Genomic DNA, 26,412 nt, shown 5'->3' with positions numbered 1-26,412 from the left:
GCTGCGCATGACCGGTCAGTTCGTCGCCGCGATCGATCAGGGCACCACCTCGTCCCGCTGCATCGTCTTCGACGCCTCCGGCGGCATCGTGTCGATGGCCCAGCGCGAGCACCGGCAGATCTTCCCCCGACCCGGCTGGGTCGAACACGACGCCGAGGAGATCTGGACCGCCGTCTGCCAGGTGGTGCCGGAGGCGCTGACCGAGGCGGGAATCGGCGCCGACCGGCTCGCCGCGATCGGCATCACCAACCAGCGGGAGACCACGGTGGTCTGGGACCGGGCCACCGGCCGGCCGGTGCACCACGCCATCGTCTGGCAGGACACCCGCACCGCGCCGCTGCTGCGCCGGCTCGACCGCGAGTACGGCGAGCAGCGCTTCCGGGAACGCACCGGGCTGCCGCTGGCCACCTACTTCTCCGGGCCGAAGCTGCGCTGGCTGCTCGACAACGTCGACGGGCTGCGGGACCGGGCCGACCGGGGCGAGGTGCTCTTCGGCACCATGGACAGTTGGCTGATCTGGAAGCTGACCGGGCGGCACGTCACCGACGTGACCAACGCCAGCCGGACCCTGCTGATGAACCTGCGGACCCTCGACTGGGATCCGGAACTCCTCGACGTGCTCGGCGTTCCGGCCGGGATGCTGCCGGAGATCCGCTCGTCGGCCGAGGTCTACGGCACCGCGGACGGCCTCCCCGGAAGCGGGAGCGCCGGGCCGCTGGCCGGGGTACCGGTGGCGGGCGCGCTCGGCGACCAGCAGGCGGCACTCTTCGGGCAGACCTGCTTCCATCCCGGCGAGGCGAAGTGCACCTACGGCACCGGCAGCTTCCTGCTGCTCAACACCGGCGCCAGTCCGGTGGCCTCCCGGCACGGGCTGCTCAGCACGGTCGGCTACCGGATCGGTGACCAGCCGGCGACGTACGCCCTGGAGGGGGCGATCGCGGTCACCGGGTCGCTGGTGCAGTGGCTGCGGGACAACCTCGGGCTGATCTCGAGCGCGCCGGAGGTCGAGGAGCTGGCCCGGACCGTCGAGGACAACGGCGGCTGCTACGTCGTACCGGCCTTCTCCGGGCTGTTCGCCCCGCACTGGCGCAGCGACGCCCGGGGGGTCATCGCGGGACTGACCGGCTACGTCACCAAGGGGCACCTGGCCCGGGCCGTGCTGGAGGCGAGCGCCTGGCAGACCCGCGAGGTGGTCGACGCGATGAACGCCGACTCGGACGTGGCGCTGCGCCGGCTCCGGGTGGACGGCGGGATGACCGCCAACGAGCTGCTGATGCAGTTCCTCGCCGACGTACTCGACGTACCGGTGGTCCGCCCCGAGGTCAGCGAGACCACCTGCCTCGGTGCCGCGTACGCCGCCGGCCTGGCGGTCGGCTTCTGGCCGGACCTTGAGACGCTGCGCGCGCAGTGGCGCCAGGACGCCGACTGGACACCGGCGATGGAGCCGGCGCACCGGGACCGCGAGCTGCGCAACTGGCGCAAGGCGGTGGCCCGCACCCTGGACTGGGTCGAGGAGGAGTGACGGCGCCGACGGATCGCGGAGGGCCTCAGGCGACCGGGTCGCGGACCAGGGACGAGCTGCACACGGTCGCCGAGGCGCTGGGCAGCAGGCTGCTGGAGACCCGGCGGCTGGCCGGCGGGTTCTCCCACGAGACCTGCCTGGTCACCCTCGCCGACGGCGAGGTGGTCGTCCGGCTCGGCGGCCCCGACCCGGCGATCGAGGCCGCGGTCATGGCGGCCGCCCGCCGGTACGTCCCGGTGCCCGAGGTACTGCTCGTGCTGCCGGCCGCCGACGGGGATCCGGACGCCCGCCCGGCGACGGCGATCGAGTACGTGTCGGGCAGCCCGCTGGAGCAGGTGCTCGCCGCCGACGGGGTGGCGCTCTCCGGCCTCGGTGTCGAGGTGGGCCGGGTGGTCGCCGGCATCGGCGCGGTGACGTACGACCGGCCCGGCTTCTTCACCGACGAGCGGCTCACCGTACGCGCGGAATCCCCGTGGTCGGCGCAGTTGCCCGAGGTCGTGGTGGGCTGCATGGCCGTGACCGAGCGGCTCGACCGGCCCACCCGGGACGCCTGGGCGACCCTGTGCGGCACCCACGCCCCGGCACTGGCCCGGGTGGACGGCCACGCCCGACTGGTGCACTCCGACATCAACCCGAAGAACATCCTGGTCAGCCGGGACGGCGGGAGCTGGCGGGTGGTCGCCGTACTGGACTGGGAGTTCGGCTATTCCGGCTGCCCGTACGCCGATGCCGCCAACATGCTGCGGTTCGGCGCCGACTATCCGGCCGAGTTCGTCGGCGGCTTCCGGGCCGGGTACGCCGCCCACCAGCCCGCCGACCTGCCGCTGCCGCCGGACTGGGCCTACCTTGGCCGGGTGTTGGACATGTTCGCGCTCAGCGACCTCGTCACCCGGCCCGCCGGAAATCCCGTCGCCGACCAGGCGGCACAGGTGATCCGCCGCTGGGTCGAGGCGGGCCTACCGGACTGAACCGCTGGCCGGGGAGAGGCGACGTCACCGGCCCGGCGGGCGACCGTCGAGCCGGGCGACCCGGCGTGGCCCGGCGGTACGCCGGTAGCTGGCGTCCAGCAGCTCACCGATCTCGGCCCGGTCGGTGTCGTCGGTGAGATCCACCCCGACCCACCCGTAGGCACCCAGGTACATCGGCAGGTAGCAGTGCTCTTCGGCCAGCAGCGCCTCGCGCTCGTCGGGGTCGACCAGGACGAGCACCGACTGCTCGTGCTGCCGGTGGCCGCCGTCGACCTTCACCGATCCGCCGTAGTAGGCGAAGACCTTGGTGGTGTGGAAGGTGGGGCGCCCGTGCGAGACCTTCTCGGCCGCGTCCGGAAAGGCCAGCGCGAGCGACCGTACCCGGTGCAGCAGCGGATCCGACTCGTCGAACATGATCGGGTGTCCCATACCGGAAGCCTCGCACGGCGGGTGCCGCCCCTGGCCGGGGCGGCACCCCACTGTGTGAGAACGCGTCCGCGACTCAGGTGTGGCAGAGGATGCCCAGGTCGTCGACCCAGGTTCCCAACTGCACGCCGTTGACGCCGATCAGCGAGACCCGGACCAGGATGTCCGTCGGGCCGTGGTTCCACGAGGTGGAGACGAAGGTGTACGGCGCAGCGCCGCTGAGCACCACCGTCTTCAGCGCCACGTACGTGAAGCTCTTCGGCTCGATGATCTCGAAGTTGATCTGCTGGGTGGCGAGTACCGGGTTCACCCAGATGCCCGCCGTGCAGCTCGTGGTCGGCGGCAGGAAGACCCGCCGGCCGACCGAGGAGAAGCCGGCGCTGCGCATCGAGAGGAACCCGTCCTTGACCCCGTTGTGGGTTTGCAGCGAGCTGATCCCGCCGGTGCCGTCACCGACGTGGCTGAAGCTCCAGTTCGCCGCCTGGGCGCCCTCGAAGCCGTCCTGGACGGTGATGATCGCGGCGCTGGCCGGGGACGCCGTCCCGGCGAGCAGGGCCACGGTCAGTCCGAGCAGGAGCGCCGCCGCCCCGATCCGCCGGCCCGGCCTCCCGGCTGTCCCGGGGACGGTCGCACCCGGTGACCGCACGAAGAGCTTGCGGAACGGACTGCGCTGGCGGAGCGGACTGCGGAGGAAGATGGATCGCATTACTGATCACCTCGTGATCTGGCTGGTGGGGCGCCCGTCGCACCCCGCTGAGGAGATGTCTAGTCGCCGACTCGTTGTCCGGCTTCGGCCCGCCGCCCCGGACAATCAACTCCGGACAGTCGACCGACGAGCTACCACGAGTGAGGAAGACAGTGCCGCGACCAGAGGGCGCACTCGGGCCCGGTACCCCGCAGGTGCGGGAGTTCGCCGCCGGGCTTCGCCTGCTTCGGGAGAAGGCCGGCCTGCCCGGCTACCGGGAGCTGTCCCGGCGGGCGCACTTCTCCGCCACCACCCTCTCCGAGGCGGCCGGCGGGCGTCGGCTGCCGACCCTCGCCGTAACCCTGGCGTACGTCACCGCGTGCGGCGGTGACCCGGTCGAGTGGGAGGCCCGGTGGCGCCAGATCGCCCGGGACGAGTTGCCTACCCCCACCCCGCCCCATCCGGACGACGCTCCCTACCAGGGTCTGCTGGCGTACGGGCCGGAGCGGGCGGAGTGGTTCTTCGGCCGCGAGGACGTCGTCGACGACCTGCGGCGGCGGCTGGCCGCCCGGCGGTTCGTGGCGCTGTTCGGCGCCTCCGGCAGCGGCAAGTCCTCGGTACTCCGGGCCGGGCTGGTGCCCACCGTCACGAGCCGGCCGGAACAACCGCCGGTGCTCGTGCTGACCCCCGGCCCGGATCCGCTCGGCGAGTTGGCGGTACAGCTCGCCCGGCTGCTCCGGGTTCCGGCCGGCGCGCTCCGCGCGGATCTCGCCGCCGACCCGGCGCGGCTGCACCTGGCGGTCCGGCAACTGCTGGCCGACGCCCCCGCCGAGGTCGACCTGTGGCTGGTGGTCGACCAGTTCGAGGAGATCTTCACGCTCTGCCGGGACGCCGACGGCCGGGCCGGGTTCGTGGCGGCGCTGCTGGCCGCCGTCGCCGCGCCGGAGAGCCGGCTGCGGGTCGTACTCGGGGTACGCGCCGACTTCTACGGGCACTGCGCCGAGCTGCCCGAGCTGGTGGCGGCGCTGGCCGACGCCCAGGTCCTGGTCGGGCCGATGACCGCCGCCCAGGTCCGGGACGCGGTGGTACGCCCCGCCGAGCGGGCCGGTGCGATGGTCGAGGGCGCCCTGGTCTCCACCATCGTGGCCCAGGTCGCCGGCCGGGCCGGTGCGCTGCCGGTCGCCTCGCACGTGCTGCTGGAGGCGTGGCGGCGCCGCCGGGGCAGCGCGGTGACCCTGGCCGGTTACCAGGCGGCCGGTGGGATCGACGGCGCGGTGGCGCAGACCGCCGAACGGGTCTGGCAGGAGTTCGACCCGGGACAGCGGCGGGCGGCCCGGCACGTACTGCTGCGGATGGTGGAGATCGGCACCGCGGACGAGTCGGCGGCCCCACTGGACCGGCCCGGGTTGCCGACCGCCCGCCGGGTGGACCGGGCCGAACTGGCCGAGACGGACGCGCTGACCTCGGGCGTACTGGAGCGGCTGGCCGCCGCCCGACTGGTCACCCTGGACGACCGCTCGGTACGGCTGGCCCACGAGGCGCTGCTCGACGCCTGGCCCCGGCTGCACCGCTGGCTCGCCGAGGACCTCGACGGGGTACGCGTGCACCGGCAGCTCACCCAGGCGGCGGCGGGATGGCGGTCGCTCGGCCACGACCCGGGCGGGCTGTACCGGGGCCTGGCGCTGTCCCGGGCCCAGGCGTGGGCGCAGGCGCACCCGGAGAGCCTGACCAGCGCGGAACGGGAGTACCTGGACGCCAGCCGGCGGGCCGAGGACCGCCGGGCGACCGGTCGGCGGCGGCGTCGGCAACTGCTCGGCGCCGCGCTGGCGGTCGTCGTCTCGGTGGTGACCGTGCTCGCCTCGCTGGCGGTGGTGCAGGCCGGGCAGGCGCGGGGGCAGCGGGATCTCGCCGTACACCGGCAACTGGTCGCCGGGGCGCGGGCCCAGATGTCCCGCGATCCGCAACTGGCGTTCCTGCTGGCCCGGCGGGCCTTCGAGGTGCGGCCGGACGCCGAGGCCGAGACGGTGCTGCGGCAGGCGACGCTGAGCTGGCGCGGGATCGAGGGTCGGCAGGTCTTCGCCGCGCCGGTCAGGCAGGCGGCGCTGACCCCGGACGCCCGGTACGCCGTCGCCGCCGGGGAGCGCAAGTCGATACAGCTCTGGCAGCCGGCCGCGCCCGACCGGCCGCCGGTGCCGCTGGCACAGCCGGGTCCGGAGGTGCTGACCGCGCTGGCGATCAGCCCGGACGGTCGACGGGTCGCCAGTGCCGGCGAGTCCGCCTCGGTGCGGCTCTGGGACACCGCCGAACCCGACCGCGCCCCGGTGTCCCTCTCCGGTCACCGTGGTCCGGTCCGGGACGTCGCGTTCAGCCCGGACGGTCGCCGACTCGCCACCGGGGACGGGGCCGGCGTGGTCCGGATCTGGGAGCTGACCGGCACACCACAGGCCCGCGCACTGCCGGCCGCCCGCGGCTTCGTCTTCTCGCTGGCCTGGTCGCCGGACGGACAGCGGCTCGCCGTGGCCAGCACCGGCGACCCGACCCGGATCTGGCGGGTCGCCGAACCGGAGCGGACGCCGACGGTACTGCCCGACTCCACCGGTACCGCCGACGGCCTGCTCTTCAGCCCGGACGGCGGGCGGATCGCCGGCGTCGACAACGCCACCACCGAGGACGGCGGCGTACTGCGGATCTGGCCGACCGACGGCGGCCAGCCGACCGTACTCGGCCGGCAGCGCAGCGCGTTTCCGGCCGCGTTCAGCCCGGACGGCCGCCGGCTGGTCACCAAGAACGCGTACGGCGTGATCACGATCTGGGACCCGACCGGTGCCTTCGACCCGCTGCCGCTGCGCGGGCACGCCGGTACGGTCTGCGCGGTCGCGCTGACCCCGGACGGCCGGCTGGTCAGCGTGGGGCAGGACGGCACCGTCCGGCGCTGGGACGTCGGGGGCCCGTTCGACCCGGCGATCGCACAACCGCACGACGGCCTGGTGCACGCCGCCCGGTTCAGCCCGGACGGCAGCCACCTGGCCAGCGCGGGCATCTTCGACGGTACGGTCCGGATCTGGCCGGTACCGGCCGACCGGGCCGGCCCGCCCCGCGCCGCCGGTTCCGCCGCCCGGGTCGTACTGCCCGGGCACGCCGGGATGACCATGGACGTCGCGTTCGCGCCGGACGGGCGGCGGCTGGCCAGTCTCGACGCGGCCGGCACGGTCCGGCTCTGGGACTGGTCGACCGGGCGGCAACTGGTCGCGTTCGAGGCGGGCCGGGCGACCCGGGTGGTGTTCGGGCCCGACGGCCGGCGGCTGTTGACCAGTGGTGGCGCCGGTATCCGGCTCTGGGACCGTCTCGACGGTCGACCCGTCGCCGTGGACCTGGCGTCGAGCGGCTCGGGTGCGGCGTTCAGCCCGGACGGCGCCCGGGTGGCGACCGGCACCGAGGACGGCGGCGTGCGGGTCCGGACCGTCGACGGGGACGCGGTCGCCACCCTGCCCGGCGGTGCCGATCCGGTCAGCTCGGTGTCGTTCAGCCCCGACGGCGGTTCGGTGGCCGGGCTGAGCCGGGACAGCACCATCCGGGTCTGGCCCGCGACCGGCGGTGCCGCCCGGGTGGTGCTTCCCTCGGCCGGCCAGGGTGCCGCCACCACCCGGCTCGGCTACACGCCGGACGGGCGGCACCTGGCGATCCTCGGCGGCGGCGAGGAGCTGGTCGGGATCCAGCTCTGGGCGGCCGGCGGCGCGACCGAACCGGTGACCCTGCGTACCCTCGGCCCGGGGCCGCTCGGCTTCGCGTTCGCCCCGGACGGCGAGCGGGTCGCCACCGTGCACTCCGACGGCTCGGTACGGATCTGGCGCTGTGACGTCTGCGGTCCGGTCGACCGGCTGCTCGGCACCGCGGCCACCCGGGCCACCCGGCCGTTCACCCCGGACGAGCGGCGGGCGTTCCTGTTGGACGGTGCGCGGCCGGGCCGGCCGGATGCGTGAGCCGGCCCACCCGGCGGCGGGTCAGCGCGTCGTGGTGGCCCTGCTCCGGCCGCACCGGCCCGACCGCCGCACCGTGGCCCTCATGGACCGGGCTCACCCTCGCCGGCCTGCCCGCCACCGTGCCGCTGGTCATCGTCTCCGTGGTCGTCTCGATAGTCGTCTCGGCCCCGCTCTTCGCGCTGGCCGGACGAGCTATCCGGCGGACGGCCTCGCGGTGCTGCCCGCCGCCGCCCCGCTGGCCCTGGTCGCCGGTGGGCTGATCGCCCCGCCCACCGTCCCGCACCCCGGCGAGCCGACGCCCGCGGCCGCGCCGCTCCCCGCCGCTCCCCGCCGCCGCGCCGGTCGCCGGCCAGCCCTGAGCCGGCACATCGACCCCGAGGAGGCCAACCCGTCCGCGCCGCCGGCTCCACGCTTCGTCGCTGACAGTTCGCCGGCAGGTCGTTATGGCGTGACCTCTTCGGTGGACCTGCACGACGGTGAGCCCCTGCGGATCGCGATCGGCACGGAGGGGTACGGCATCCAGCGGATCCGACTCTGGCAGCGGGAAGTGGACAGCGAACGGTTCCGGCCGGCCGAACTGGCCGCTACCAGCGGCGGCCGGTGAGCCGTTCGTACACCTCGACGTAGCGGGCCCGGGCGGCCTCGACGAACTCCGGCGGCATCTCCGGGGCCGGCCCGGTCTTGTCCCAGCCGGTGCCGACCGCCCAGTCCCGGACGAACTGCTTGCTCAGCGAGAGCTGCTCCCGGCCCGGCTGGTAGGAGTCGGCCGGCCAGAACCGCGACGAGTCGGAGGTGAGCACCTCGTCGCCGAGCGTCATCGTGCCGTCCGCCGCCCAGCCGAGTTCGAGTTTGGTGTCGGCGACCAGGATGCCCCGGTCGGCCGCCAGTTCGGCGCCGCGCCGGTAGACGGCGAGGGTGATCTCGCGGAGCCGCTCGGCGGTCTCGGACCCGACCTTCGCCACCACGTCGTCGAAGGTGATCGCCTCGTCGTGCTCACCCTGCGGTGCCTTGGTGGTCGGCGTGAAGATCGGCTCCGGCAGGATCGACGCCTCCACCAGGCCGGGTGGCAGCGGTACGCCGCAGACGGAACCGCTCCGCTCGTACTCCTTGATGCCGGAACCGGTCAGGTAGCCCCGCGCGATGCACTCGACCGGGATCATCTCCAGCCGGCGGACCCGGATCGCCCGCCCGGCCCACTGCGCCGGCACGTCGGTGGCCGAGACGACGTGGTTCGGCACCAGGTCGGCGAGTTGGTCGAACCACCAGAGCGAGAGCGCGGTGAGCAGTTTGCCCTTGTCCGGAATCGGGGTCGGCAGCGCCACGTCGTAGACCGACACCCGGTCGGAGGCGACCAGGATCAGGTCGTCGCCGTCGGCGTAGACGTCCCTGACCTTGCCCGAATGCAGCAGTTCCACGTGACCAAGTACATCACGGTCGCCGGGCCGGACCCGGTGCGGCCCGCGCCGGCCCGGTCGCCGGGCCGACCCCGACATCCGGTCCGTTCCGGGCAGCGGTTGGGAGGATCCTGCCCGTACGGGCGTTGACACCCGCCGAGGCCGGCTGTGTAAATGATCCGGTTGCCGTCACAGCTGACCCGGTGTTGTCGTCAGGAGTTGTCGTGCCTCTTCCCCTCCCCTCCCCCGTGGCAGCCAGACCGCCGGCCGGCCGACTCGGCCGGCGCCTGGGTGCCGCGCTGCTCGTCGTCGTCACCGCGCTCTCCGCCGGCTGCACCGCCGAGGACGCCGCGCCACAGGACGACAAGGTCGAACTCTCCGTCTTCTGGTGGGGCGGCGACCGGCGGGCCGAGTTGACCAAGCAGGCGCTGGAGGTCTACACCAAGCGCTACCCGGACGTCACCTTCAAGTTCACCTTCCAGGGCAACGCCGGCTACTTCGACCGGCTCTCCACGGAGGCCGCCGCCGGGAACGCCCCGGACATCTTCCAGATCGACGACAACTACCTCACCGAGTACGCCCAGCGGGAGATCCTGCTGGACCTGACCGACTACGTCCGGACCGACGTGCTGGACCTGCGCAAGCTGCCCGCCGGTCTGGCGCAGTCCAGTCAGGTGACCGGGCGTACGGTCGCCGCCGCGGCGGCGGAGAACACCCCCGGCCTGATCTACAACAAGAGCCTGCTCGACCGGTACGACCTGCCCGAGCCGCAGATCGGGATGTCCTACCAGGACTACCTGACGTGGGCCGAGCAGGTCACCGAACGCACCGACGGCGAGGTCTTCGGCACCATGGACCCGTCCGCCGACTACAAGGCGCTCTGGCTCTGGTTGCGCTCGCAGGACAAGGAGCTCTACCGGGGCCGGCAGGTGGGCTTCACCGAGAGCGACCTGGCCCGCTGGTTCGAGCTGTGGGCCGACGCCCGGGAGCGCGGAGCGGCCCCGCCGCCGCAGGTGATCCAGCCCGCGAACAGCGGTGACGTGACCAAGCAACTGGTGGCCAGCGGCCAGGCGGCGACCTCGTTCGTCTGGTCCAACCAGCTACCGGAGTTGCAGAAGCTGACCAAGGACAAGCTCAAGGTGGTCAGCTATCCCGGCAACCCGGCCGCGCACTGGGCCCGCGCCTCGCTCTACTGGGCCGCCTTCCGGGGTACCCGCCATCCGGACATCGTCGTGCACGTCATCGACTTCCTGGTCAACGACGCCGTGGCCGGCGAGATCCTCGGTACCGAGCGGGGGCTGAGCGCCAACCTGGACGTACGGCGGACCGTGGAGGCATCGCTGACCGACGAGAGCATGAAGCAGTCGGTGGCCTTCGAGACCACCATGACGGAGAAGTTCGGACCGGCGCCGGTACCGCCGCCGAAGGGGCACGCCACGGTCAAGCAACTGCTGATCCAGGCGGCGGAGAGCGTCCAGTTCGGCAAGGCTTCCCCGCGTACGGCCGCGGCGTCCTTCATCAGCCAGGCGAACGCCGCGCTGACGAGCTGACCGCCGGGGAGGGACCCGTCCACCGTTCTGCGTCGGCGGAGGGGTCCCTTCCCTCACCCGGAGACCGGGTCCGCCCGGCCCAGCGCACGGGGCGGCGGCTGCCTGCCGGGCCGGATCACCCGGTGCGGCTGTTCAGCGCTTCCCCCCCGACCGGCGGTTGCGCATGACGAGGACCAGGACGGCGACGATCACGCCGACCACGATCAGGCAGCAGACCAGTCCCCAGATCCCGAAGCTGCCCCGGGCCCGACGCCCCCGGGCCGCCTCCAGCACCATCTCGCCGGGCCCGCTCGACGCCCAGGCGACGGCCGGTACGAACACTGTCAACGCCGCCGTACCGAGCACTGCGGTCAGGCGGACCCACCAGTTCCGGAAAATCTCCATGGCTACATCCTCGGGGCTACCCGCAAGTCCCGCCGGCAACGCGGCCGATCACCAGACGGGAACCCGCTCAGCCCCGGTGGCCGTACACCACGAGCGCGACGAGCAGAGACCCGAACGCCGCGCAGCTGAGTACGACCCGGAGCAGGTTCCACGCCCGCCACCTCGCCTCGTCGAAGTCCCGGCGTACCCCGGCGAGGTCGGCGATCCGGTCCGGGGCGCCGGCCGCCTTGATCGCGTCGTTGCGCGGTACGTTCACCGCCAGGGTGATCACGATCACCGCGAGTTGGAGCACGAACGCCACGACGGTCCACGGCAGCCCGCCGCGCCCCTCCGCCGGCAGGTGCAGGGCGGCGGCGACACCGGTGAGGACCAGGGCACCGAAGAAGCAGGACATGAACCACGGGTTGATGATCGCCCGGTCGATGGCCTGGAAGGCGCCCACGAAGGTACGGTCGTCGGTCCGGCCCAGCCCGGGCATGATCGTGTGTGCGTACAGCACGAAGACGCCGGCCACCAGTCCGGTGGTCAGCGCGGCAGCGCCCAGTACGGCCCCGGTCACCAATCGTCCGCCCTCCCGTCGGTCCGCGCCGGCAGTTCCGGCAGTGGCAGTATCACCGAACTACCCGGGCCGCCCAAGCCCGCCGCGAGCGCGGTCCGGCCCCCCAGACGATCATCTGGAGGGCCGGTCAGAGTTACGGTCCGAGCGGTGGCGGCTCAGCGGGCAGTGACCGGGAGGGGCTCGGCCCCGACGGTCGCGGTGGCCCGACGGCGGCGGGACGGCAGCATGACCGTCGGGTGGGCGATGCTCCAGGCGGCACCCGCACAGATGAACTCCTTGTACCGGGCGGCCGCCCTGCCGGTGAGGGCCGAGGACTTGGCCTGGTCGTCGGCGGTCACGAACTGGATGATGCCGTCGTGGCGGCCGAGGCTGACGCACTGCTGGACGTAGCGGATCGTGTTGTCGGGCATCCTGCGGCCGGTCAGCCGCGCCGCGATGGCGTCGGCGGCCTTCCAGGCCATCGGAATCCCCGAGGCGCAGGACATCCGCAGTGGCCGGCCGCCCGCTCCCTCCGCCAGCCCGGCGTCGCCGACGGCGTAGACGTCGGGGTGCGAGACCGAACGCATGGTGTCGTCGACGACGATCTGCCCGGTGTCGGCGACCGCCAGGGTGGTGGCGGCGGCGATCGGGTGGGTGGCGAAGCCGGTCGTCCAGACGGTCACCTGGGCCGGGATCCGCTCGTCGGTACCGGTCACCACGTCGGTCTCGTCGACGCGTACGACGTCGGTGTGCTCGTGGGTGGTGATGCCGAGCCGGTCGAAGACTGCGCGCAGGTGCCGCCGGGCCTTGTCGCTCAGCCAGTCGCCGAGGCTGCCACGGGTGGCGATCGCGATGTCGAGGTCCGGCCTGGCCTCGGCGATCTCGGTGGCCGCCTCGATGCCGGTGAGGCCGCCGCCGACGACCAGTACGGTGGCACCCGCACCGAGTTCGTGCAGCCGCTCGCGCAACCGCAGCGCGCCCGGCCGGCTGGCGACGTGGTGGGCGTGCTCGGCGACACCGGGTACCCCGTGGTCGGCGACGGTGCTGCCGAGGGCGTAGACGAGGGTGTCGTAACCGATCTGGCCGGCGCCGTGCCGGTCCGCGATGTCGACGGTCCGGCGGGTGACATCGACGGCGGTGACCCGGGCCGGTAGTAGCCGGACACCCGTGCCCGCGAAGATGTCACGCAACGGGCGGGGCCGCAGCTCCTGCCCGACCGCGAGCTGGTGCAGCCGGACCCGCTCGACGAAATCGGGGTCGGCGTTGACCAGGGTGATCTCGATGTCGTCGGAGTGGAGCCGACGGGCGAGGCGCCCGGCGGCGTGGGCCCCGGCGTAACCGGCCCCGAGGACGACAATGCGGTGCTTCATGGTTCCGCTCCTGTCTGGTGTGGCCTGCTCGCCTCCTGAACCGGATAGCGGCACGATCCCTGACAGGAGTCGCTGTAACCTGCGTCACCGGCCGGGGCCGGGCGGCCCGATCAGCCCAGGCCGGGTGGCTCTCCGCGATCGGAGGCGGACCACTGGCGCGTCACGCGTTCCAGCTTGTCGGGGTTGGCCTGGACATGGATCGCGGCCACACCGTCCGGGGTGACGTCGAGCGACATGACGCCGACCACCCGCTCACCGACCGCGACCAGCACGGCGGGGGCGTCGTTGACGACGACGGCGTGCATGGTGAAACTGCCCCCGACCAGGGCCTCGAAGGTGGCCCGCTTGGCGTCGTTCGGCGCGAAGACGCTCCGGAGGAACCGCGCGATGCCGAGCGCACCGACGACCGGGGTGCTGCGGGCCGGGACCCGGCCGCCGCCGTCGGACATGCTCACCGCGTCGTCGGTCAGCAGCCTGACCAGTGGCTCGGTGTCGCCGCTGACGGCGGCGGCGATGAACTCCTCGGCGATCTTCTTCGCGGCGGAGGCGTCGATCTCGATCCGGACCCGGTCGGTGCTGACGTGCTGCCTGGCCCGCCGGTAGATCTGCTGGCAGTTCGCCTCGGTGATGTCGAGGATCCGGGCGATCTCGCCGTGCGGGTAGCCGAATGCCTCGCGCAGCACGTAGACCACGCGCTCGTTCGGCGACAGCCGCTCCATGAGGGTGAGTACCGCGATCGAGACCAGTTCGCGCTGTTCGGCGGTTTCGGCCGGGCCGAGCATCCGGTCCCCGGCGAGGAGCGGCTCCGGCAGCCAACTCCCCACGTACCTCTCGCGCCTGGCCCGTGCCGAGGTGAGCTGGTTGAGGCAGACGTTGCTGAGTACCTTCGTCAGCCACGCCTCGGGCGTTTCGATGTGTTCCCGGTCGGCCGCCTGCCACCGCAGAAACGTGTCCTGGACCGCGTCCTCGGCGTCGGTCGCCGAGCCCAGCAGGCGGTAGGCGATCGCCTCCAGGCGGCCCCTGGAGCGCTCGAAGAGGTCGACCTCGTGCGTGCTGAGCATCGCCACCAGTTAAGCACGCCGGCCGGAGCCGGCAACGCCGGGCGATCCTCCTCGCCGGCATCCCCGGCGATGTCGGGGCCGGTCGGCTGGTGACCTGAAAACGGCCCCTCGGAAAGATCCGAGGGGCCGTTTCTCGTTGGTAGCGGGGACAGGATTTGAACCTGCGACCTCTGGGTTATGAGCCCAGCGAGCTACCGAGCTGCTCCACCCCGCGTCGCCGGATGAACCCTAGCCCAACTGGCGCCGAAGTCCAACTCAAATAGAAACACCGGCGGTGCAAGGGAACCCCGGCAGCAGCAGAGGACACGTGCAGCGCAAGGAACGGCGGCGAGGCAAAGCAGACCGGCGGAAGGAATGCCGGAAAAGCAAGAACCCGGCCCCCATGTTTGAGGATCCGGGTTCTATCTGATGGTTCTGTGGTAGCGGGGACAGGATTTGAACCTGCGACCTCTGGGTTATGAGCCCAGCGAGCTACCGAGCTGCTCCACCCCGCGTCGGCTCGTTAACCCTAGCGCACGCCGCCCACGCCCCGCAAAACAGGGCCGGAACTGCCCGACGACGGCGATGTCACCGCCGCCGGGCAGCCACGTACGACCTGGTCAGCCGCTCGGCGATGCCGGCGCGCTGGGCGTACCGCCACTCGCCCCGGGTGAGCCGGCCGGGGCCGGAGACCCGCCCGGAGCCGGTGCCCGGTTACCGCTCGCCCGCTGGGCGTTCTGGAACTCGGTCATCGCCTCGTCGAGCGCCTTGAGCGCGCGGCCGTACCGCTCGAAGTCACCGGCGGTCTGGGCCGCCTTGACCTCGACGATCGCGGCCTGCACCTTGCTCGCGGCTGCGGCCAGCTCCGGCGTGAGCTGCGGGTTGGTGTCCGCCGGTGGTGCCGTCGGGGTGGGCGTCGGGTTGGTGCCGCCGTCGGTAGGTGGCGGTGGCGTCGTCGGGGTGGTCGGGGCGGCCTTCTTGCCCTGCTCGACGAGCTGTTTGATGCCCTCTTCGAGACTGTTCGCCAACACGACGTACTGGCCGCCGTCGCCGTACGAGAGCAGCACCCGTTGCAGCAGCGGATAGGCGTTCGTCTGGTTGCTCTTCACGTAGACCGGTTCGACGTAGAGCATGCCGTCGCCGAAGGGCAGCGAGAGCAGGTTGCCGTACTGCACCTGGGCCTGGTTCGAGGAGAGCAGGTTGAGTTCCTGCCGGATGTTGGCGTTGTTGGTCATCTTCTGGTGCACCTGGACCGGCCCGGAGACCGCCGTCTGGTCGGGCAGTTCCAGCACCTCCAACCGGGGCTGGCCGTTCAGGTACGACCCGCTGATCAGCGCGGCGAGGTTCTGCCGGCCGGCCGGGGTGACCGCCGAGGTGAGTTGGAAGCGTGGCGCGTCCTGCCCCGGCAGCTTGGTGTAGAGGTAGTACGGCGGCTGCCGCTCACCGGAGTCCGGCGCGTCCGGCGCGTTCGGCACCTCCCAGAAGTCCTGCCCGGAGAAGAACTCGGACGGGTCCGTGACGTGGAACTTCGCCAGCAGGTTGCGCTGCACCTTGAACAGGTCGGCCGGGTAGCGGAAGTGTGCCGCCAGGGCGGCGGGGATCTCCGACTTCGGCTTCACCAGGTCGCCGCCGAACGCCTTGTTCCAGGCCTTCAGCACCGGGTCGGTCTCGTCGAACTGGTAGAGCTGCACCGTGCCGTCGTACGCGTCGACGGTCGCCTTCACCGAGTTCCGGATGTAGTTGACGTTCTCCCGGGCCAGTTCGAAGGTGCCGAGCCCGGTCAGCTCGTCGGCGGTCTCCTGCTGGAGGTTCACCTGCTCGGCGTACGGGTAGGTGGCCGCCGTGGTGTAGCCGTCGACGATCCACTGGATCCGCCCGTCGACCACCGCCGGGTACGGGTCGCCGTCCAGGGTGAGGAAGGGCGCGACCTTCTCCACCCGGTCGCGCGGGTTACGCACGTAGAGCAGCTTGGAGGCGTCGTTGATCGCGCCGGAGAGGACGAAGTTCGGCTCCTGCTCCTTGATCGCGTAGAGCAGTTGACGACCGAAGGAACCGATCTCGACCCCGCCCGAGCCGGTGTAGGTGTAGTACTGCTCGCCACCGTCCCGGCCGGTCGGCCGGTCGAACTCGACCGGGTTCTCGCCCTCGGGCTGCCCGACGATCGCGTAGTCGCTGCCGTCCATCTGCTCGCCGTAGTAGATCCGCGGCTGGGTGGCCGGGATCGTCTCGTTCGCCGACGAGCAGGCCTCCTCGGCGCGCTCGCCGAGGAAGCCGGAGACGAAGTACGGCTGCCCGCCGCAGACCACCTGGTTGGCGGGGGCACCGACCAGGCCGTACCCGTGGGTGAAGACGGTGTGCCGGTTGATCCAGTTGCTCTGCTGGTCGGTCAGCTCCAGGTAGTTGATCTCCCGCATCCCGACGACGTAGTCCTGGGTTTCCCCGTTGACCTGGTAGCGGTCGATGTCGAGCTTCGGGCCGAAGTCGTAGAAGCCTCGCACCTGCTGGAGCTGGGTGTAGGTCTCTGAGACCAGTTGCGGGTCCAGCAGCCGGATGTTCGGCACCACCGAGGTGTCGGTGGCCAGCGACTCCGGCGGCTTCAGGTTCGCCGCGTTGTACGGCGCCATCACCGTGGTGGCGAGCCCGAACGAGTCCCGGGTGGCGTTGATGCTGCGCTCGATGTACGCCGCTTCCTTGTCCTTGACGCTCGGCTTGACCTCGAAGGTCTGCACCGCCCACGGGTAGATGCCGCCGATCGCCACCGCCGAGATGCCGAGCAGGGCGAGCGAGATGCCGGGCCAGACGAGGTTCCGGATGAAGGCGTTGGAGAAGAGGATGATCGCCAGCGCGACCACCACCGAGATGTAGGCCAGGATCTCCTTCGCCGGCAGCAGCGCGTTGATGTCGGCGTAGCCGGCGCCGTGCAGGTCGACGCCCTCGTTGAACTCCAGCAGCATCGCCCGCCGGTCGAGCACGTAGGCCAGCGCCTTGAGCAGCACGAAGACCGCGACCAGGGTGGTCAGGTGGGCCCGGGCGGCGCTGGTCATCCGGTCACCGACGCCCTGGAGCCGGACTCCGCCGAAGATGTAGTGCATCGCCAGCGAGCCGATCACGGCGAGCACCACGGCGGTGAAGCCGACGCCGAGCAGATAGCGCAGGAACGGGAACTGGAAGACGTAGAACCCGATATCGATCTTGAATTCCGGGTCCTCGATGCCGAAGCTCTGCGAGTTGCGGAACAGCATCCACTGACCCCAGCGGGTCTGCGCGGAGAGGCCGGCGAAGAGCCCGACGACCACCCCGATCGCGACCAGCCAGGTGCCGATCCGGGGCGCCAGCACCGAACGGTAGCGCTCCAGGGTCACCTGCTCCGGCGAGTTCGGCCGGAGCACCGGCCGCAGCCGGTAGGCCAGCCACATGTTGCCGCCGACCAGCAGCGCCATGGCCAGGCCGATCACCACGAAGAGCAGGATCCGGGTGACCAGCACCCCGCTGAAGACCCGGGTGTAGTTGACCTCGTCGAACCAGAGCCAGTCGGTCCAGGCCTGGACGCCCCAGCCCAGCAGGGTTAGGAGCAGGAACACCCCGAGGAGTACGCCGACCGTGACGCGACCGCGTCGACTCATTCTTGGTAGGGGGCTGCTACGCATGACCACTGTTGGCTCCGCACCTTCGGCAATGACCGGCTCTGATCAGAGCACCTAGACTACGGGGTGTTCCTGAGTCCGACCGGTCCCCCTTCGGGCCCCCGGTGGTTCAGCACTTCGGCGGCTCGCCTCCGGCCCGGATCGTGTCCAGCGCGCTCAGTGCCTCGTCGAGGGTTCCGACCCGGGCCATCGGCAGCCCGGACTGGGCGTTGCGGACGGCTTCCTCGCAATTTCCGGCCGGTACCAGGAAATACTTCGCGCCCGCGTTCTTCGCGCCGACCAGTTTCTGCGGGATACCGCCGATCGGACCGACCTCGCCCAGGTCGTCGATGGTGCCGGTACCAGCGATGATCTTTCCGCCGGTCAGGTCCTCGGTCCGGATCTTGTCGATGATGCCGAGCGCGAACATCAGCCCGGCACTGGGCCCGCCGATGTCCCCGAGGTCGATTTTCAGTTCGAACGGGTGCGGTTGCCGCTGCTCGATCTCCACCCCGATCCGGGGCGGGTTGTTGTCGGTGGTCGCGCTGACGATGGTCGCGGTGGCCGGCTTGCCGTCCCGGGTGTAGCCGATCTTCAGCCGGGAGCCGGCCGGCCGCGCCCGGATCAGGTCGGTGAGGCTGCTCGCCACCACCACCGGCTTGTCGTCGACCGAGGTGAACACGTCGCCGACCTTGAGGATCCCCTCCGACGGGCCACCCGCCGTGACGCTCTTGACCACCACCTGCACCGGGTAGCCGAGTTCGCGCAGTGCCGCCGTCTCGGCACTGGTCTGCGAGGCGGCGAAGTCCTCCGCGTTGCGCTCCTCCACCTGCTGCTGGGTCTGACCCGGCGGGTAGATCAACTCGTACGGCACCACGGCCTCGTCCGAGGAGAACCAGCCGGCGATCGCGGAGAGCAGCTTGACGTCGGGCTGCACGCCGACCGTGGTCAGCCGGAGTTGTCCGGCCGACGTCGAGGTCTCCCGGCCGGACACCTGGATCACCTCTTTGTCGTCCTGCCGGCCCAGCGTGTCCACCGTCGGCCCCGGACCGAGCACCACGTACGGGATCGGGGCGGCGAGTACGCCGATGCTGAGCAGGGCGGTGAGCACCGCGCCGAGCAGAACAGTGACACCGCGACGTCTCATGGCCGCCAAGCCTACCCAGCCGGCACCTCCGGGCCGGCCCGCCAACCCGAGGTTCGCCCTCGGCGTGACACCTGGGCAGGCGGCGCACCGCCCGGCGCGCGTACCGTGGACGCGTGCCTGATATTCCGTTCGGCTTCGCCCTGCCGGGTGGCCAGCCGCCCGACCCCAACGACCCGCAGCAGATGCAGCAGTTCATGGCGCAACTGCAACAGCTGCTCGCCGCGCCGGGCAGCGGCCCGGTCAACTGGGACCTGGCCCGCCAGGTCGCGGCCAGCCAGCTCTCCTCGGCCGGCGACCCGGCCGTGACGCCGTACGAGCGCAACGCCGTCGAGGAGGCGCTCCGGCTGGCCGACCTCTGGCTCGACCCGACCTCGGCACACCCCTCCGGGATCCGCACCTCCGTGGCGTGGAACCGGAACGAGTGGATCTACAAGACGCTGGACGTCTGGAAGAAGCTCTGCGACCCGGTGGCCGGGCGGATGGTCGCCGCGATGGGCGACCTGGTGCCGCCGGAGGCCCGGGCGCAGCTCGGCCCGATGCAGTCCATGCTGACCACGCTGGGCGGGGCGCTCTTCGGCGGCCAGCTCGGGCAGGCGCTCGGCTCGCTCGCCGCCGAGGTGCTCTCGGCCGGCGACATCGGCCTGCCGCTCGGTCCGGCCGGCACGGCCGCGCTGCTGCCGGCGAACATCCGGGCGTACGGCGAGGGCCTCGAACTCCCGGAGGACGAGGTACGCCTCTACGTCGCGCTGCGCGAGGCCGCCCACCAGCGGCTCTTCCAGCACGTACCGTGGCTGCGCGGGCACGTCCTGACCACCGTCGAGATGTACGCCAACGGCATCACGGTGAACCGGGAGGCGATCGAGGAGGCGATGGGCCGGTTCGACCCGATGAACCCGGAGTCGATGCAGGCGCTCTCGGTCGAGGGCATCTTCACCCCCGAGGACACTCCGGCGCAGAAGGCCTCGCTGGCCCGGCTGGAGACCGCGCTGGCCCTGGTCGAGGGCTGGGTGTGCCACGTCGTCGACACCGCCGCCGCCGAGCGGCTGCCGAACGTGAACCGGCTCTCCGAGGCGTTCCGCCGGCGTCGGGCGGCCGGCGGTCCGGCCGAGCAGACCTTCGCGGCGCTGGTCGGGCTGGAGCTGCGCCCCCGCCGGCTGCGCGAGGCCGCCGCGCTCTGGGCGGCGCTCACCGAGCACCGCGGCATCGCCGGCCGGGACGCGCTCTGGGGACACCCGGACCTGCTCCCGGCCGAGGAGGACTTCGCCGACCCGGACGCCTTCGCCCGGTCCCAACTCGACCTTGGCGATCTGGAGGACTTCGACTTTGGCAAGCCCGGGTCCGAGGACGACTCCGGCGAGCCGGACTCGGAGCGACGCGACCCGGAGTGACGACACCTCGGGGGCGCCGAGCGGTGCCCCCGAGGTGAGCCGGCACTCGGGCGCGCAGCGGTGCGCCCCGGAGCGGCCGGCGCCCCGGGCGGGCATGCGGGGTGCGGGTGGTGACGGCACACCCCGCGGTGGGCGGTGGACGTCCCGGCGTCAGCCGCCGAGCAGTACCCGGGTGGTGTCCCAGCCCTCGACCGCCGGATCGAGCGTCGCGAGGTCGGCCGGGCCGCGGAGCCGACGCCAGCCCGGCGCCACCGCCACCTCTGCCGGTCGCGGTGCGGCACCGCGCACCAGCTCCACCCCGGCGGTGTCGAGGTCGAGTTCCGGCAGCCAGTCCGGTGCGGGTAGCCGGGCCGCCAGGCCGAGCAGGCCGGCACCGGCGTTCGTCGCCGGGGCGACCGCGACGGTGCGGCTGGTCAGCGGGCGGAGCAGCTTGCCGAGGATCAGGCCGGGCACGTCGGGCGCGTCGGCGACGAGCACGGCGGCCTGGTCGTAGCCGTCCCGGGTCGCGGCGTCGAACGCCGCCCCGACCCGGTGGCTCGGCAGGTCGTAGACCGGCATGCCGGGCCAGGCGACCGCGTCGGCCAGCGCGCGGTCGGGAGCGGTCGCGGCGATCGCCGGCTCCACCTGGGCCAGGGTGGCGACCAGGTCGACCACGTCCTCGGCGAGTGCCGACCGCCAGCGGTCCGGGTCGGTCCCGGGCGGCGCCCAGGCGACGGGTCCGAGCATCACCACGATCACACGGCGGGTCACCCGCCGACCTTACCGACCTTCCGGGCCGGGCACCCGGCCCGGCCGCACCGCCCGTCCGGGTTCGACCGGGCGCACCGGTACGGGCTCAGTCCGGCAGGAGGATCCCGCTGGTCGCGGCGACGCCCTCCAGGTAGCCGCGGGCCCGTTCCGTCTTCGGATAGCGCCCGACCAGTTCCCAGAACCGTGCGTTGTGACTGGGCACGACGAGGTGGGCCAGCTCGTGCAGCAGCACGTAGTCGATCACCCACTCCGGCATCTCCTGGATCCGGTGCGAGATCCGGATCGTCCGGTCGGCCGGGGTGCAGGAGCCCCACCGCCCGTTCTGGTTCGTCACCCACCGTACGCTGGCCGGCACCGCCGCCCTGCCGTGCTCACTCAGGTAGCGGTCGATCAGCCGGCGGGACCGGAGCAGCAGCTCCTCGTCGGAACGCCCGAGCCGCTCCTCCCGGGCGGCGAGCCGGGCGAGCATCCGATCCACCCACTCGGTCTCCTCGGCGCGGGAGAACTGGTCGGGGATGAGCACGACGACGCGCTCGCCGTCCCGATAGGCGGACACCGTCCGGCGCCGGCGCTGACTGCGCCGTACCTCGACGACCGGCTTCCGCAACCCCGCCATTAGCGGCCCGCGCAGCCCCGGGTTTCGTTCACGATGGAAAACTAATGCTTACTGACCAGGTCACCGCAAGAGTCAACCCATAGATAGCCGCCGGAAAAATACCAGTTAGCGACGAGCCGTCCGGAAAAAATTCATTGCGGTGATCGCTCGCACGCCCATGATCGGCTCCGATCGCCCCTCCGGGCGCCGTACGGGGCGAGCGCCGGAGGCAACCGTAAACGATCATCCGCCGACCTCGCCAGGCCCCTCGATCAGCGATCTGGCGTGGTTCATCCGGCGTGTCCCTGCGAAACTGACTTATCCGACCTATTCCGGCATGCACACTCTGGTCGTCGGCTTCCTCACAGTGTCGACAGATTGCTGACATGGAACTGCCCAGACCTGGGTAGGGTCCGCGGACCGGCGGTCACATCGGTGACCGCGGAGAAACCCCAGCGCTGGCGCCCACGTGGCCGCCCGCCGCCGGGCGCACGCCAGGCTCGCGAGAGCCGGCGGATGAGACGAGGAGGGCACCGTGGCCGAGAAGGCCCAGACCTACAACGGGTACTGCGTGAAGTGCAAGGAAAAGCGTGACTTCGAGGGCAACGTCGAGGTTTCCAAGACGGGCATGAACATGGCCAAGGGCAAGTGCCCGGTCTGCGGCACGACCGTCAACCGGATCCTCGGCAAGGCCAAGGTCTGATCATCGAGAACCACGCGGAACTGCGGGAAGGGGTGGCCGAGCGCCACCCCTTCCCGCTTTCACTGTCGCGCTACGGACACCCGGTGTGATGTCCGCGCGGCGACAAAAGTTACCGATCGGTTGTGGATAACCGCCCAGATCCTGTGGATAGAGCAGTGCACAGCCCCCAACCGCTGTGGACAACCGCTGCCCGCCCGCACCCGAGCGGTGACAGCGTGTCGCTCCATGACCCGAACCGTGCTGCCCCGCCCCACCCTGCTGCCGGGACTCGCCCGACTCTGGCGTGACCGGCACACCCTGCAACTCGGCCTGGACCCCCGGCGCGCCGTCCTGGTCGAGGTCGCCAACCCGTCCGCCGGCCGACTGCTGGACCTGCTCGACGGCAGTCGCAGCGAGCGGGCCGTCCTCGACCACGCGGAAACGATCAACGTGTCCCGGGACGACGCCCGTACCCTGATCGACACCCTGCGCGCCGCCGGCCTGGTGGTCGCCGCGCAGACCCTGCTCCCCACCGACCTGCCCGAGCCGGCCCGGCAGCGGCTCTCCGCCGAGGCGGCGGCGCTCGCCCTGCACGGCCGGGACTCGCCCGGCACCCCGGCCCAACTGCTCCGGCGCCGGGCAGCGGCCCGGGTCGTGGTGACCGGTCAGGGCCGGCTCGCCGCCCCGGTGGCGGTCACCCTGGCCCATGCCGGCGTCGGCCAGGTGCACCCGGACCTGCGCGGGCAGGTCCGGCCGGCGGACATCGTCGGCGGCGGCGGACTGCTGGCCACCGACGTACGCCGGCCCAGCGCCGCCGCCGTCGCGGACGCGATCGCCCGCTCCGTACCCGGAACCACCACCCGAGCCGTCCGGCGCGGTACCGCCGACCTGGTGGTCCAGGTCGGGGCCGACCGCCCCGCCGGACTACTCGCCGCCGGCTACGCCCAGCAGCGGCAGGCCCACCTGCTGCTGACCATGCGCGACGGCGTCCCGGTGGTCGGCCCACTGGTCCGGGCCGCCGGATCGCCCTGCCTCAACTGCGTCGACCTGCACCGCCGGGACCGCGATCCGGGCTGGCCCGGCCTCGCCGCCCAGCTCGCCGCAGGGGACGGCCAGGAACCCTGCCTGACCTCGACCCTGGTCACGGCGGTCGGATACGCGGTCGGCGAGGTCCTCACCTTCCTCGACGGCGGTACGCCGGAGACGGTGGGCGGGGCGGTCGAGGTGACCGGTGCCGGACGGCTGCGCCGCCGTACCTGGCCGCCACATCCGGCATGTGGCTGCACCCGACGACGACGCGGTACGCCGTCCCGCCGCGCCCCGCGCCCGCCGGAAACCCCACGTCCACCCGAAGCCCCGCCCCGGTCCGCGGATCCGGATCCGGACCCGGGGACCGGCTGAGACCGCGCGGCGGACGTGCCCCGGCGACCTCCCCGTCGGCCCGGTCCGGTCGGCGCGCCGGGGACCGGCGGAACCGCCCGAGCGGAACAGACGTGAAGCTTGTTCCACGGACCGGACCAGCGCGCCGGGCCCACCCAGTCGGGCACGGCCCGGGACGGCGGGGCGGATTCCGGCGCCCGGATCAGGTCCCGGCCGGTCCGCGGCGGCGAGGACGTGGCCTGAGCCACCCGCCGACGGCGGACCGGATCTCGTCGAGTCGGTAACAATGATCTGGTGACCGACATCCCGCGCCGCGCCGTCTCCCGGACCGCCAAGCTCGCCGCACTGCCACTCGGCTTCGCTGGCCGGACCGTCCTCGGCGTCGGCAAGCGGGTCACCGGCCTCGCCTCCGAGGTGATCTCCAACGAGATCCAGCAGCGCACCGCCGAGCAGCTCTTCAGCGTGCTTGGCCAGCTCAAGGGCGGGGCGATGAAGTTCGGGCAGGCTCTGTCGGTCTTCGAGGCGGCGCTGCCCGAGGAGATCGCGGCGCCGTACCGGCAGGCGCTGACCAAGCTCCAGGAGTCGGCTCCGCCGCTGCCGGCGGCCAGCGTGCACAAGGTGCTCGCCGAGCAGCTCGGGCCGGACTGGCGGTCGCTGTTCGTCGAGTTCGACGACAAGCCGGCCGCGGCGGCCAGCATCGGCCAGGTACACCGGGCGATCTGGAAGGTCGAGGGCGGCAGCACCCCGGCCGTCCGGCGGCGCGGCGCGAAGGCGGCGGCCAAGACGGGTACCCCGACCCCGGCGGGTCGGCCGGTCGCGGTCAAGGTGCAGTACCCGGGTGCCGGACCGGCGCTCCTCTCCGACCTGAAGCAACTCTCCCGGCTCGGTGGCATGTTCCGGGCGATCCAGCCGGGCCTGGACATCAAACCGCTGCTCAGCGAGTTGCGGGAGCGGATCAGCGAGGAGCTGGACTACGAGCTCGAGGCGGAGTCGCAGCGGGTCTTCGCCGCCGCGTACGCCGACGACCCGGAGATCTTCGTACCGGGTGTGGTCGCCGCCTCGCCCCGGGTGTTGGTCACCGACTGGGTCGAGGGCACCCCGATGTCGGCGATCATCGACTCGGGGTCCGAGAGCGAGCGCGACCAGGCCGGCCGGCTGATGGCCACCCTGCACTTCTCGGCCCCGATGCGCGCCGGACTGCTGCACGCCGATCCGCACCCCGGCAACTTCCGGCTGCTGCCGGACGGGCGACTCGGCGTGATCGACTTCGGTGCGGTGGCCCGGCTCCCCGGCGGGCACCCGGAACCGATCGGTCGGCTGGTCCGGCTGGCCCTGGCCGGTGACGCCGACGCGGTGGTGGCCGGCCTGCGCGAGGAGGGGTTCATCCGGCCCGACACCCCGATCGACGCCCAGGCGGTACTCGACTTCCTGATGCCGATCCTGCAACCGCTCTCGGTCGAGGAGTTCCGGTTCACCCGGGCCTGGCTGCGGGTCGAGGCGGCCCGGCTGGCCAACCCGCGCTCCCCGGCGTACCAGCTCTCGCGGCAGCTCAACCTGCCGCCGTCGTACCTGCTGATCCACCGGGTGACCCTCGGCTCGATCGGGGTGCTCTGCCAGTTGGAGGCGAAGGCGCCCTACCGGGGCATCGTGGAGCGCTGGCTGCCGGGATTCGCCCCGGTGGCCTGAGCCACCACGGGTACGTCACGGCGCCGGGCCGGCCACGGCGGGATTCCTCCCGCCGCGACCGGCCCGGCTGTTTCGGTGTCAGGTTGGGTACGTACCGACGGCCTCGGCCGACGGCTCAGAAGCTGCCCAGCTCGCGGGCGGCCCGACGACGGGCCTCCAGCGCGATGGTGCGGGCGGATCGGGTTGCCTCAGTGCTCGTGGTGCTGCGACCGGCCTGAGGCAGGCGCATTCGAGCCCGTGACAACGCTTCGTGGATGAGATGCATCTTGGTGGCTCCGTCTCGGATGGGCATGGCAGTGATGGTTTTCGACACCGCGGCCATCGCGGTGTTCGGCGCCGATACCAGACCGGCGTTCGTACGGATCGGGTTCATGTCAGGCCGCCAACCGGACCGCGCTGCGCGACTCGGCAAGGCCACTGGCCGCCAGCCGCGCCTGGGCCTCGACCCGCAGCGCCGCGTCACGGGCGACATCCTCCTTGCGCGGGCGACCACGGGGCCGCTTGCGCGGAACGACCGCGCCACGCTCGAAGATCTCGCCGCCCCAGACGCCCCACGGCTCCGCCCGGTCCACCGCACCGGCGAGGCACTCGACGCGCAGCGGGCAGTCCCCGCAGAGCGACTTGGCCAGCTCCAGCTCGGCAGGCGAGTCGGCGAACCACAGGTCGGGGTCGAACTTCCGGCAGGGCAGGTTCGCCTCCAGCTCGACGTTCGCGTCGAGGGGGGCCAACGCCAGACTCATCGCCCGGTCACCTCTCTCTCGTTTCGATCTCGTAGATCGCTGTTCCGACTTACTTTCGGCAGTGCGGAAATGACTAAGGCCGCGGATCCCGGTGTACGGGGTCCGCGGCCTCGAGGTGAGCCGGCTGGTCTGTGTTAGACCGGTCTCCCTCGAGGTGGAACCCCGCTGACATCCATCCGCTTGACGCCGACACGGATGCCATTGCCCGTGAATCCATTGGTCCCCTGGTGCTCAGCGGACGCGGGGGCCTGAACCAGCTCGGCCTGGGTCAGGACCTGGTGCGCCTGCGAGCGCTGGAGGAGATCAGTGATCAGCATGCAGCCGACCTCTGACACCGGAGCTGGGGCAGCAGGCAGCGCCCACGGTCGCTGGGTGACATAGGTCGTCCCCATTGGGGCCACCTCCTGACTCTCACTCGTCGCCAACATCGGACTCGTCCCCCTCTTGAACAGCCTGAAAGCCGCCGCTCGCGAGGTGTGCCATGAGGCTATTCCTCCTCCCGGCGCGAGGGCAAACGAATTACGGCGGGAGTTCGGAACTTTCTTCCGACAGCCGCCGACCAGC

At 72.1% G+C, this 26,412-nt stretch carries 23 protein-coding genes and 2 tRNA genes; 10 read left to right on the top strand and 15 right to left on the bottom strand.

All coding sequences use genetic code 11. The annotated features are described in order from the left end of the window. Positions 1-7 precede the first annotated feature (7 nt). Both glpK and V1634_RS21680 read left to right on the top strand, forming a co-directional pair. Positions 8-1,522: a glycerol kinase GlpK gene (gene glpK, locus V1634_RS21685; RefSeq protein WP_331209714.1), complete on the top strand. Its 1,515-nt coding sequence runs from the start codon at positions 8-10 to the stop codon at positions 1,520-1,522. Continuing rightward, positions 1,519-2,490: a phosphotransferase family protein gene (locus tag V1634_RS21680; RefSeq protein WP_331209713.1), complete on the top strand. Its 972-nt coding sequence runs from the start codon at positions 1,519-1,521 to the stop codon at positions 2,488-2,490. Before glpK ends, V1634_RS21680 begins: the two co-directional genes overlap by 4 nt. Positions 2,491-2,514: 24 nt before the next feature. Here the strand turns inward: V1634_RS21680 and V1634_RS21675 are convergent, their stop codons facing one another. Both V1634_RS21675 and V1634_RS21670 read right to left on the bottom strand, forming a co-directional pair. Further along, positions 2,515-2,919, bottom strand: coding sequence for an MmcQ/YjbR family DNA-binding protein (locus tag V1634_RS21675; RefSeq protein ID WP_331209712.1), 405 nt, complete (start codon positions 2,917-2,919; stop codon positions 2,515-2,517). Positions 2,920-2,992: 73 nt separating this feature from the next. Further along, the gene (locus tag V1634_RS21670) at positions 2,993-3,622 is read right to left on the bottom strand and encodes a hypothetical protein (protein ID WP_331209711.1); all 630 of its coding nucleotides are present in this window, start codon (positions 3,620-3,622) and stop codon (positions 2,993-2,995) included. 152 nt (positions 3,623-3,774) lie between these two features. Here V1634_RS21670 and V1634_RS21665 point away from each other — a divergent pair, with 152 nt between their 5' ends. From V1634_RS21665 to V1634_RS21655, 3 genes are all read left to right on the top strand, one after another. Then, complete coding sequence (locus V1634_RS21665; RefSeq protein WP_331209710.1) at positions 3,775-7,581, top strand: nSTAND1 domain-containing NTPase; 3,807 nt, start codon at positions 3,775-3,777, stop codon at positions 7,579-7,581. Further along, entirely contained in the window at positions 7,578-7,841 is a 264-nt protein-coding gene (locus V1634_RS21660; protein ID WP_331209709.1) for a hypothetical protein, read from the top strand. The genes V1634_RS21665 and V1634_RS21660 overlap by 4 nt, the downstream gene beginning before the upstream one ends. 188 nt (positions 7,842-8,029) lie before the next feature. Next, complete coding sequence (locus tag V1634_RS21655) at positions 8,030-8,185, top strand: hypothetical protein (RefSeq protein ID WP_331209708.1); 156 nt, start codon at positions 8,030-8,032, stop codon at positions 8,183-8,185. Here V1634_RS21655 and V1634_RS21650 read toward each other — a convergent pair. Beyond that, entirely contained in the window at positions 8,166-8,996 is an 831-nt protein-coding gene (locus V1634_RS21650; protein WP_331209707.1) for a phosphoribosylaminoimidazolesuccinocarboxamide synthase, read from the bottom strand. The genes V1634_RS21655 and V1634_RS21650 overlap by 20 nt on opposite strands. 227 nt (positions 8,997-9,223) lie before the next feature. On the opposite strand from V1634_RS21650, the gene V1634_RS21645 reads away from it, so the two are divergent. Continuing rightward, positions 9,224-10,525 (top strand): ABC transporter substrate-binding protein, encoded by a 1,302-nt coding sequence (locus V1634_RS21645; RefSeq protein ID WP_331209706.1) that lies wholly within the window; start codon positions 9,224-9,226, stop codon positions 10,523-10,525. Between the two features lie 132 nt (positions 10,526-10,657). Here V1634_RS21645 and V1634_RS21640 read toward each other — a convergent pair whose 3' ends face one another. From V1634_RS21640 to V1634_RS21605, 8 genes are all read right to left on the bottom strand, one after another. Further along, a complete protein-coding gene (locus V1634_RS21640; RefSeq protein ID WP_331209705.1) occupies positions 10,658-10,909 on the bottom strand; it encodes a hypothetical protein in 252 nt (83 codons plus the stop codon). A gap of 67 nt (positions 10,910-10,976) precedes the next feature. Beyond that, positions 10,977-11,468: an anthrone oxygenase family protein gene (locus tag V1634_RS21635; RefSeq protein WP_331209704.1), complete on the bottom strand. Its 492-nt coding sequence runs from the start codon at positions 11,466-11,468 to the stop codon at positions 10,977-10,979. 155 nt (positions 11,469-11,623) lie between these two features. Then, positions 11,624-12,817 (bottom strand): NAD(P)/FAD-dependent oxidoreductase, encoded by a 1,194-nt coding sequence (locus V1634_RS21630; protein ID WP_331209703.1) that lies wholly within the window; start codon positions 12,815-12,817, stop codon positions 11,624-11,626. 110 nt (positions 12,818-12,927) lie between these two features. Next, positions 12,928-13,878, bottom strand: a complete 951-nt coding sequence (gene sigJ, locus V1634_RS21625; protein WP_331209702.1) for an RNA polymerase sigma factor SigJ — start codon at positions 13,876-13,878, stop codon at positions 12,928-12,930. 137 nt (positions 13,879-14,015) lie between these two features. Beyond that, a tRNA-Met gene (locus V1634_RS21620) sits at positions 14,016-14,092 on the bottom strand. 203 nt (positions 14,093-14,295) lie between these two features. Continuing rightward, positions 14,296-14,372 (bottom strand) — tRNA-Met (locus V1634_RS21615). 105 nt (positions 14,373-14,477) lie between these two features. Next, positions 14,478-17,510 carry a UPF0182 family membrane protein gene (locus V1634_RS21610; RefSeq protein WP_331209701.1) on the bottom strand — a complete coding sequence of 1,011 codons (3,033 nt, stop codon included), beginning with the start codon at positions 17,508-17,510 and terminating at the stop codon, positions 14,478-14,480. A 100-nt stretch (positions 17,511-17,610) separates the two neighbouring features. Further along, positions 17,611-18,627, bottom strand: a complete 1,017-nt coding sequence (locus tag V1634_RS21605) for a YlbL family protein (RefSeq protein WP_331209700.1) — start codon at positions 18,625-18,627, stop codon at positions 17,611-17,613. 182 nt (positions 18,628-18,809) lie between these two features. On the opposite strand from V1634_RS21605, the gene V1634_RS21600 reads away from it, so the two are divergent. Next, complete coding sequence (locus V1634_RS21600) at positions 18,810-20,015, top strand: zinc-dependent metalloprotease (RefSeq protein WP_331209758.1); 1,206 nt, start codon at positions 18,810-18,812, stop codon at positions 20,013-20,015. Between the two features lie 150 nt (positions 20,016-20,165). Here V1634_RS21600 and V1634_RS21595 read toward each other — a convergent pair whose 3' ends face one another. Both V1634_RS21595 and V1634_RS21590 read right to left on the bottom strand, forming a co-directional pair. Then, positions 20,166-20,765, bottom strand: a complete 600-nt coding sequence (locus V1634_RS21595; protein ID WP_331209699.1) for a hypothetical protein — start codon at positions 20,763-20,765, stop codon at positions 20,166-20,168. Positions 20,766-20,850: 85 nt separating this feature from the next. Beyond that, positions 20,851-21,381, bottom strand: a complete 531-nt coding sequence (locus V1634_RS21590; RefSeq protein ID WP_331209698.1) for a M48 metallopeptidase family protein — start codon at positions 21,379-21,381, stop codon at positions 20,851-20,853. A 514-nt stretch (positions 21,382-21,895) separates the two neighbouring features. Between V1634_RS21590 and V1634_RS21585 the strand changes: the two genes are divergently transcribed. From V1634_RS21585 to V1634_RS21575, 3 genes are all read left to right on the top strand, one after another. Next, positions 21,896-22,063 carry a DUF5679 domain-containing protein gene (locus tag V1634_RS21585; protein ID WP_165436864.1) on the top strand — a complete coding sequence of 56 codons (168 nt, stop codon included), beginning with the start codon at positions 21,896-21,898 and terminating at the stop codon, positions 22,061-22,063. A 225-nt stretch (positions 22,064-22,288) separates the two neighbouring features. Next, positions 22,289-23,443 (top strand): hypothetical protein, encoded by a 1,155-nt coding sequence (locus V1634_RS21580; RefSeq protein WP_331209697.1) that lies wholly within the window; start codon positions 22,289-22,291, stop codon positions 23,441-23,443. 273 nt (positions 23,444-23,716) lie between these two features. Then, positions 23,717-25,108 (top strand): ABC1 kinase family protein, encoded by a 1,392-nt coding sequence (locus tag V1634_RS21575; RefSeq protein WP_331209696.1) that lies wholly within the window; start codon positions 23,717-23,719, stop codon positions 25,106-25,108. Positions 25,109-25,223: 115 nt separating this feature from the next. Here V1634_RS21575 and V1634_RS21570 read toward each other — a convergent pair whose 3' ends face one another. Together V1634_RS21570 and V1634_RS21565 are read right to left on the bottom strand one after the other, a co-directional pair. Then, entirely contained in the window at positions 25,224-25,481 is a 258-nt protein-coding gene (locus V1634_RS21570) for a hypothetical protein (protein WP_234359501.1), read from the bottom strand. A 1-nt stretch (position 25,482) separates the two neighbouring features. Next, entirely contained in the window at positions 25,483-25,848 is a 366-nt protein-coding gene (locus tag V1634_RS21565; protein ID WP_278058546.1) for a WhiB family transcriptional regulator, read from the bottom strand. Positions 25,849-26,412 lie beyond the last annotated feature (564 nt).

The organism is Plantactinospora veratri (assembly GCF_036421995.1).
In the GTDB taxonomy this organism is placed as follows: Bacteria; Actinomycetota; Actinomycetes; order Mycobacteriales; family Micromonosporaceae; genus Plantactinospora; species Plantactinospora veratri.
This window is presented reverse-complemented; position numbering and strand designations above follow the sequence as displayed.

Excerpts from the sequence above, each read along its gene's own strand:
- glpK (WP_331209714.1), top strand. The coding sequence starts at position 8 with ATGACCGGTCAGTTCGTCGCCGCGATCGATCAGGGCACCACCTCGTCC.
- V1634_RS21675 (WP_331209712.1), bottom strand. The coding sequence starts at position 2,919 with ATGGGACACCCGATCATGTTCGACGAGTCGGATCCGCTGCTGCACCGG.
- V1634_RS21670 (WP_331209711.1), bottom strand. The coding sequence starts at position 3,622 with ATGCGATCCATCTTCCTCCGCAGTCCGCTCCGCCAGCGCAGTCCGTTC.
- V1634_RS21640 (WP_331209705.1), bottom strand. The coding sequence starts at position 10,909 with ATGGAGATTTTCCGGAACTGGTGGGTCCGCCTGACCGCAGTGCTCGGT.
- V1634_RS21630 (WP_331209703.1), bottom strand. The coding sequence starts at position 12,817 with ATGAAGCACCGCATTGTCGTCCTCGGGGCCGGTTACGCCGGGGCCCAC.
- sigJ (WP_331209702.1), bottom strand. The coding sequence starts at position 13,878 with ATGCTCAGCACGCACGAGGTCGACCTCTTCGAGCGCTCCAGGGGCCGC.
- V1634_RS21605 (WP_331209700.1), bottom strand. The coding sequence starts at position 18,627 with ATGAGACGTCGCGGTGTCACTGTTCTGCTCGGCGCGGTGCTCACCGCC.
- V1634_RS21600 (WP_331209758.1), top strand. The coding sequence starts at position 18,810 with ATGCAGCAGTTCATGGCGCAACTGCAACAGCTGCTCGCCGCGCCGGGC.
- V1634_RS21590 (WP_331209698.1), bottom strand. The coding sequence starts at position 21,381 with ATGGCGGGGTTGCGGAAGCCGGTCGTCGAGGTACGGCGCAGTCAGCGC.
- V1634_RS21580 (WP_331209697.1), top strand. The coding sequence starts at position 22,289 with ATGACCCGAACCGTGCTGCCCCGCCCCACCCTGCTGCCGGGACTCGCC.
- V1634_RS21570 (WP_234359501.1), bottom strand. The coding sequence starts at position 25,481 with ATGAACCCGATCCGTACGAACGCCGGTCTGGTATCGGCGCCGAACACC.
- V1634_RS21565 (WP_278058546.1), bottom strand. The coding sequence starts at position 25,848 with ATGAGTCTGGCGTTGGCCCCCCTCGACGCGAACGTCGAGCTGGAGGCG.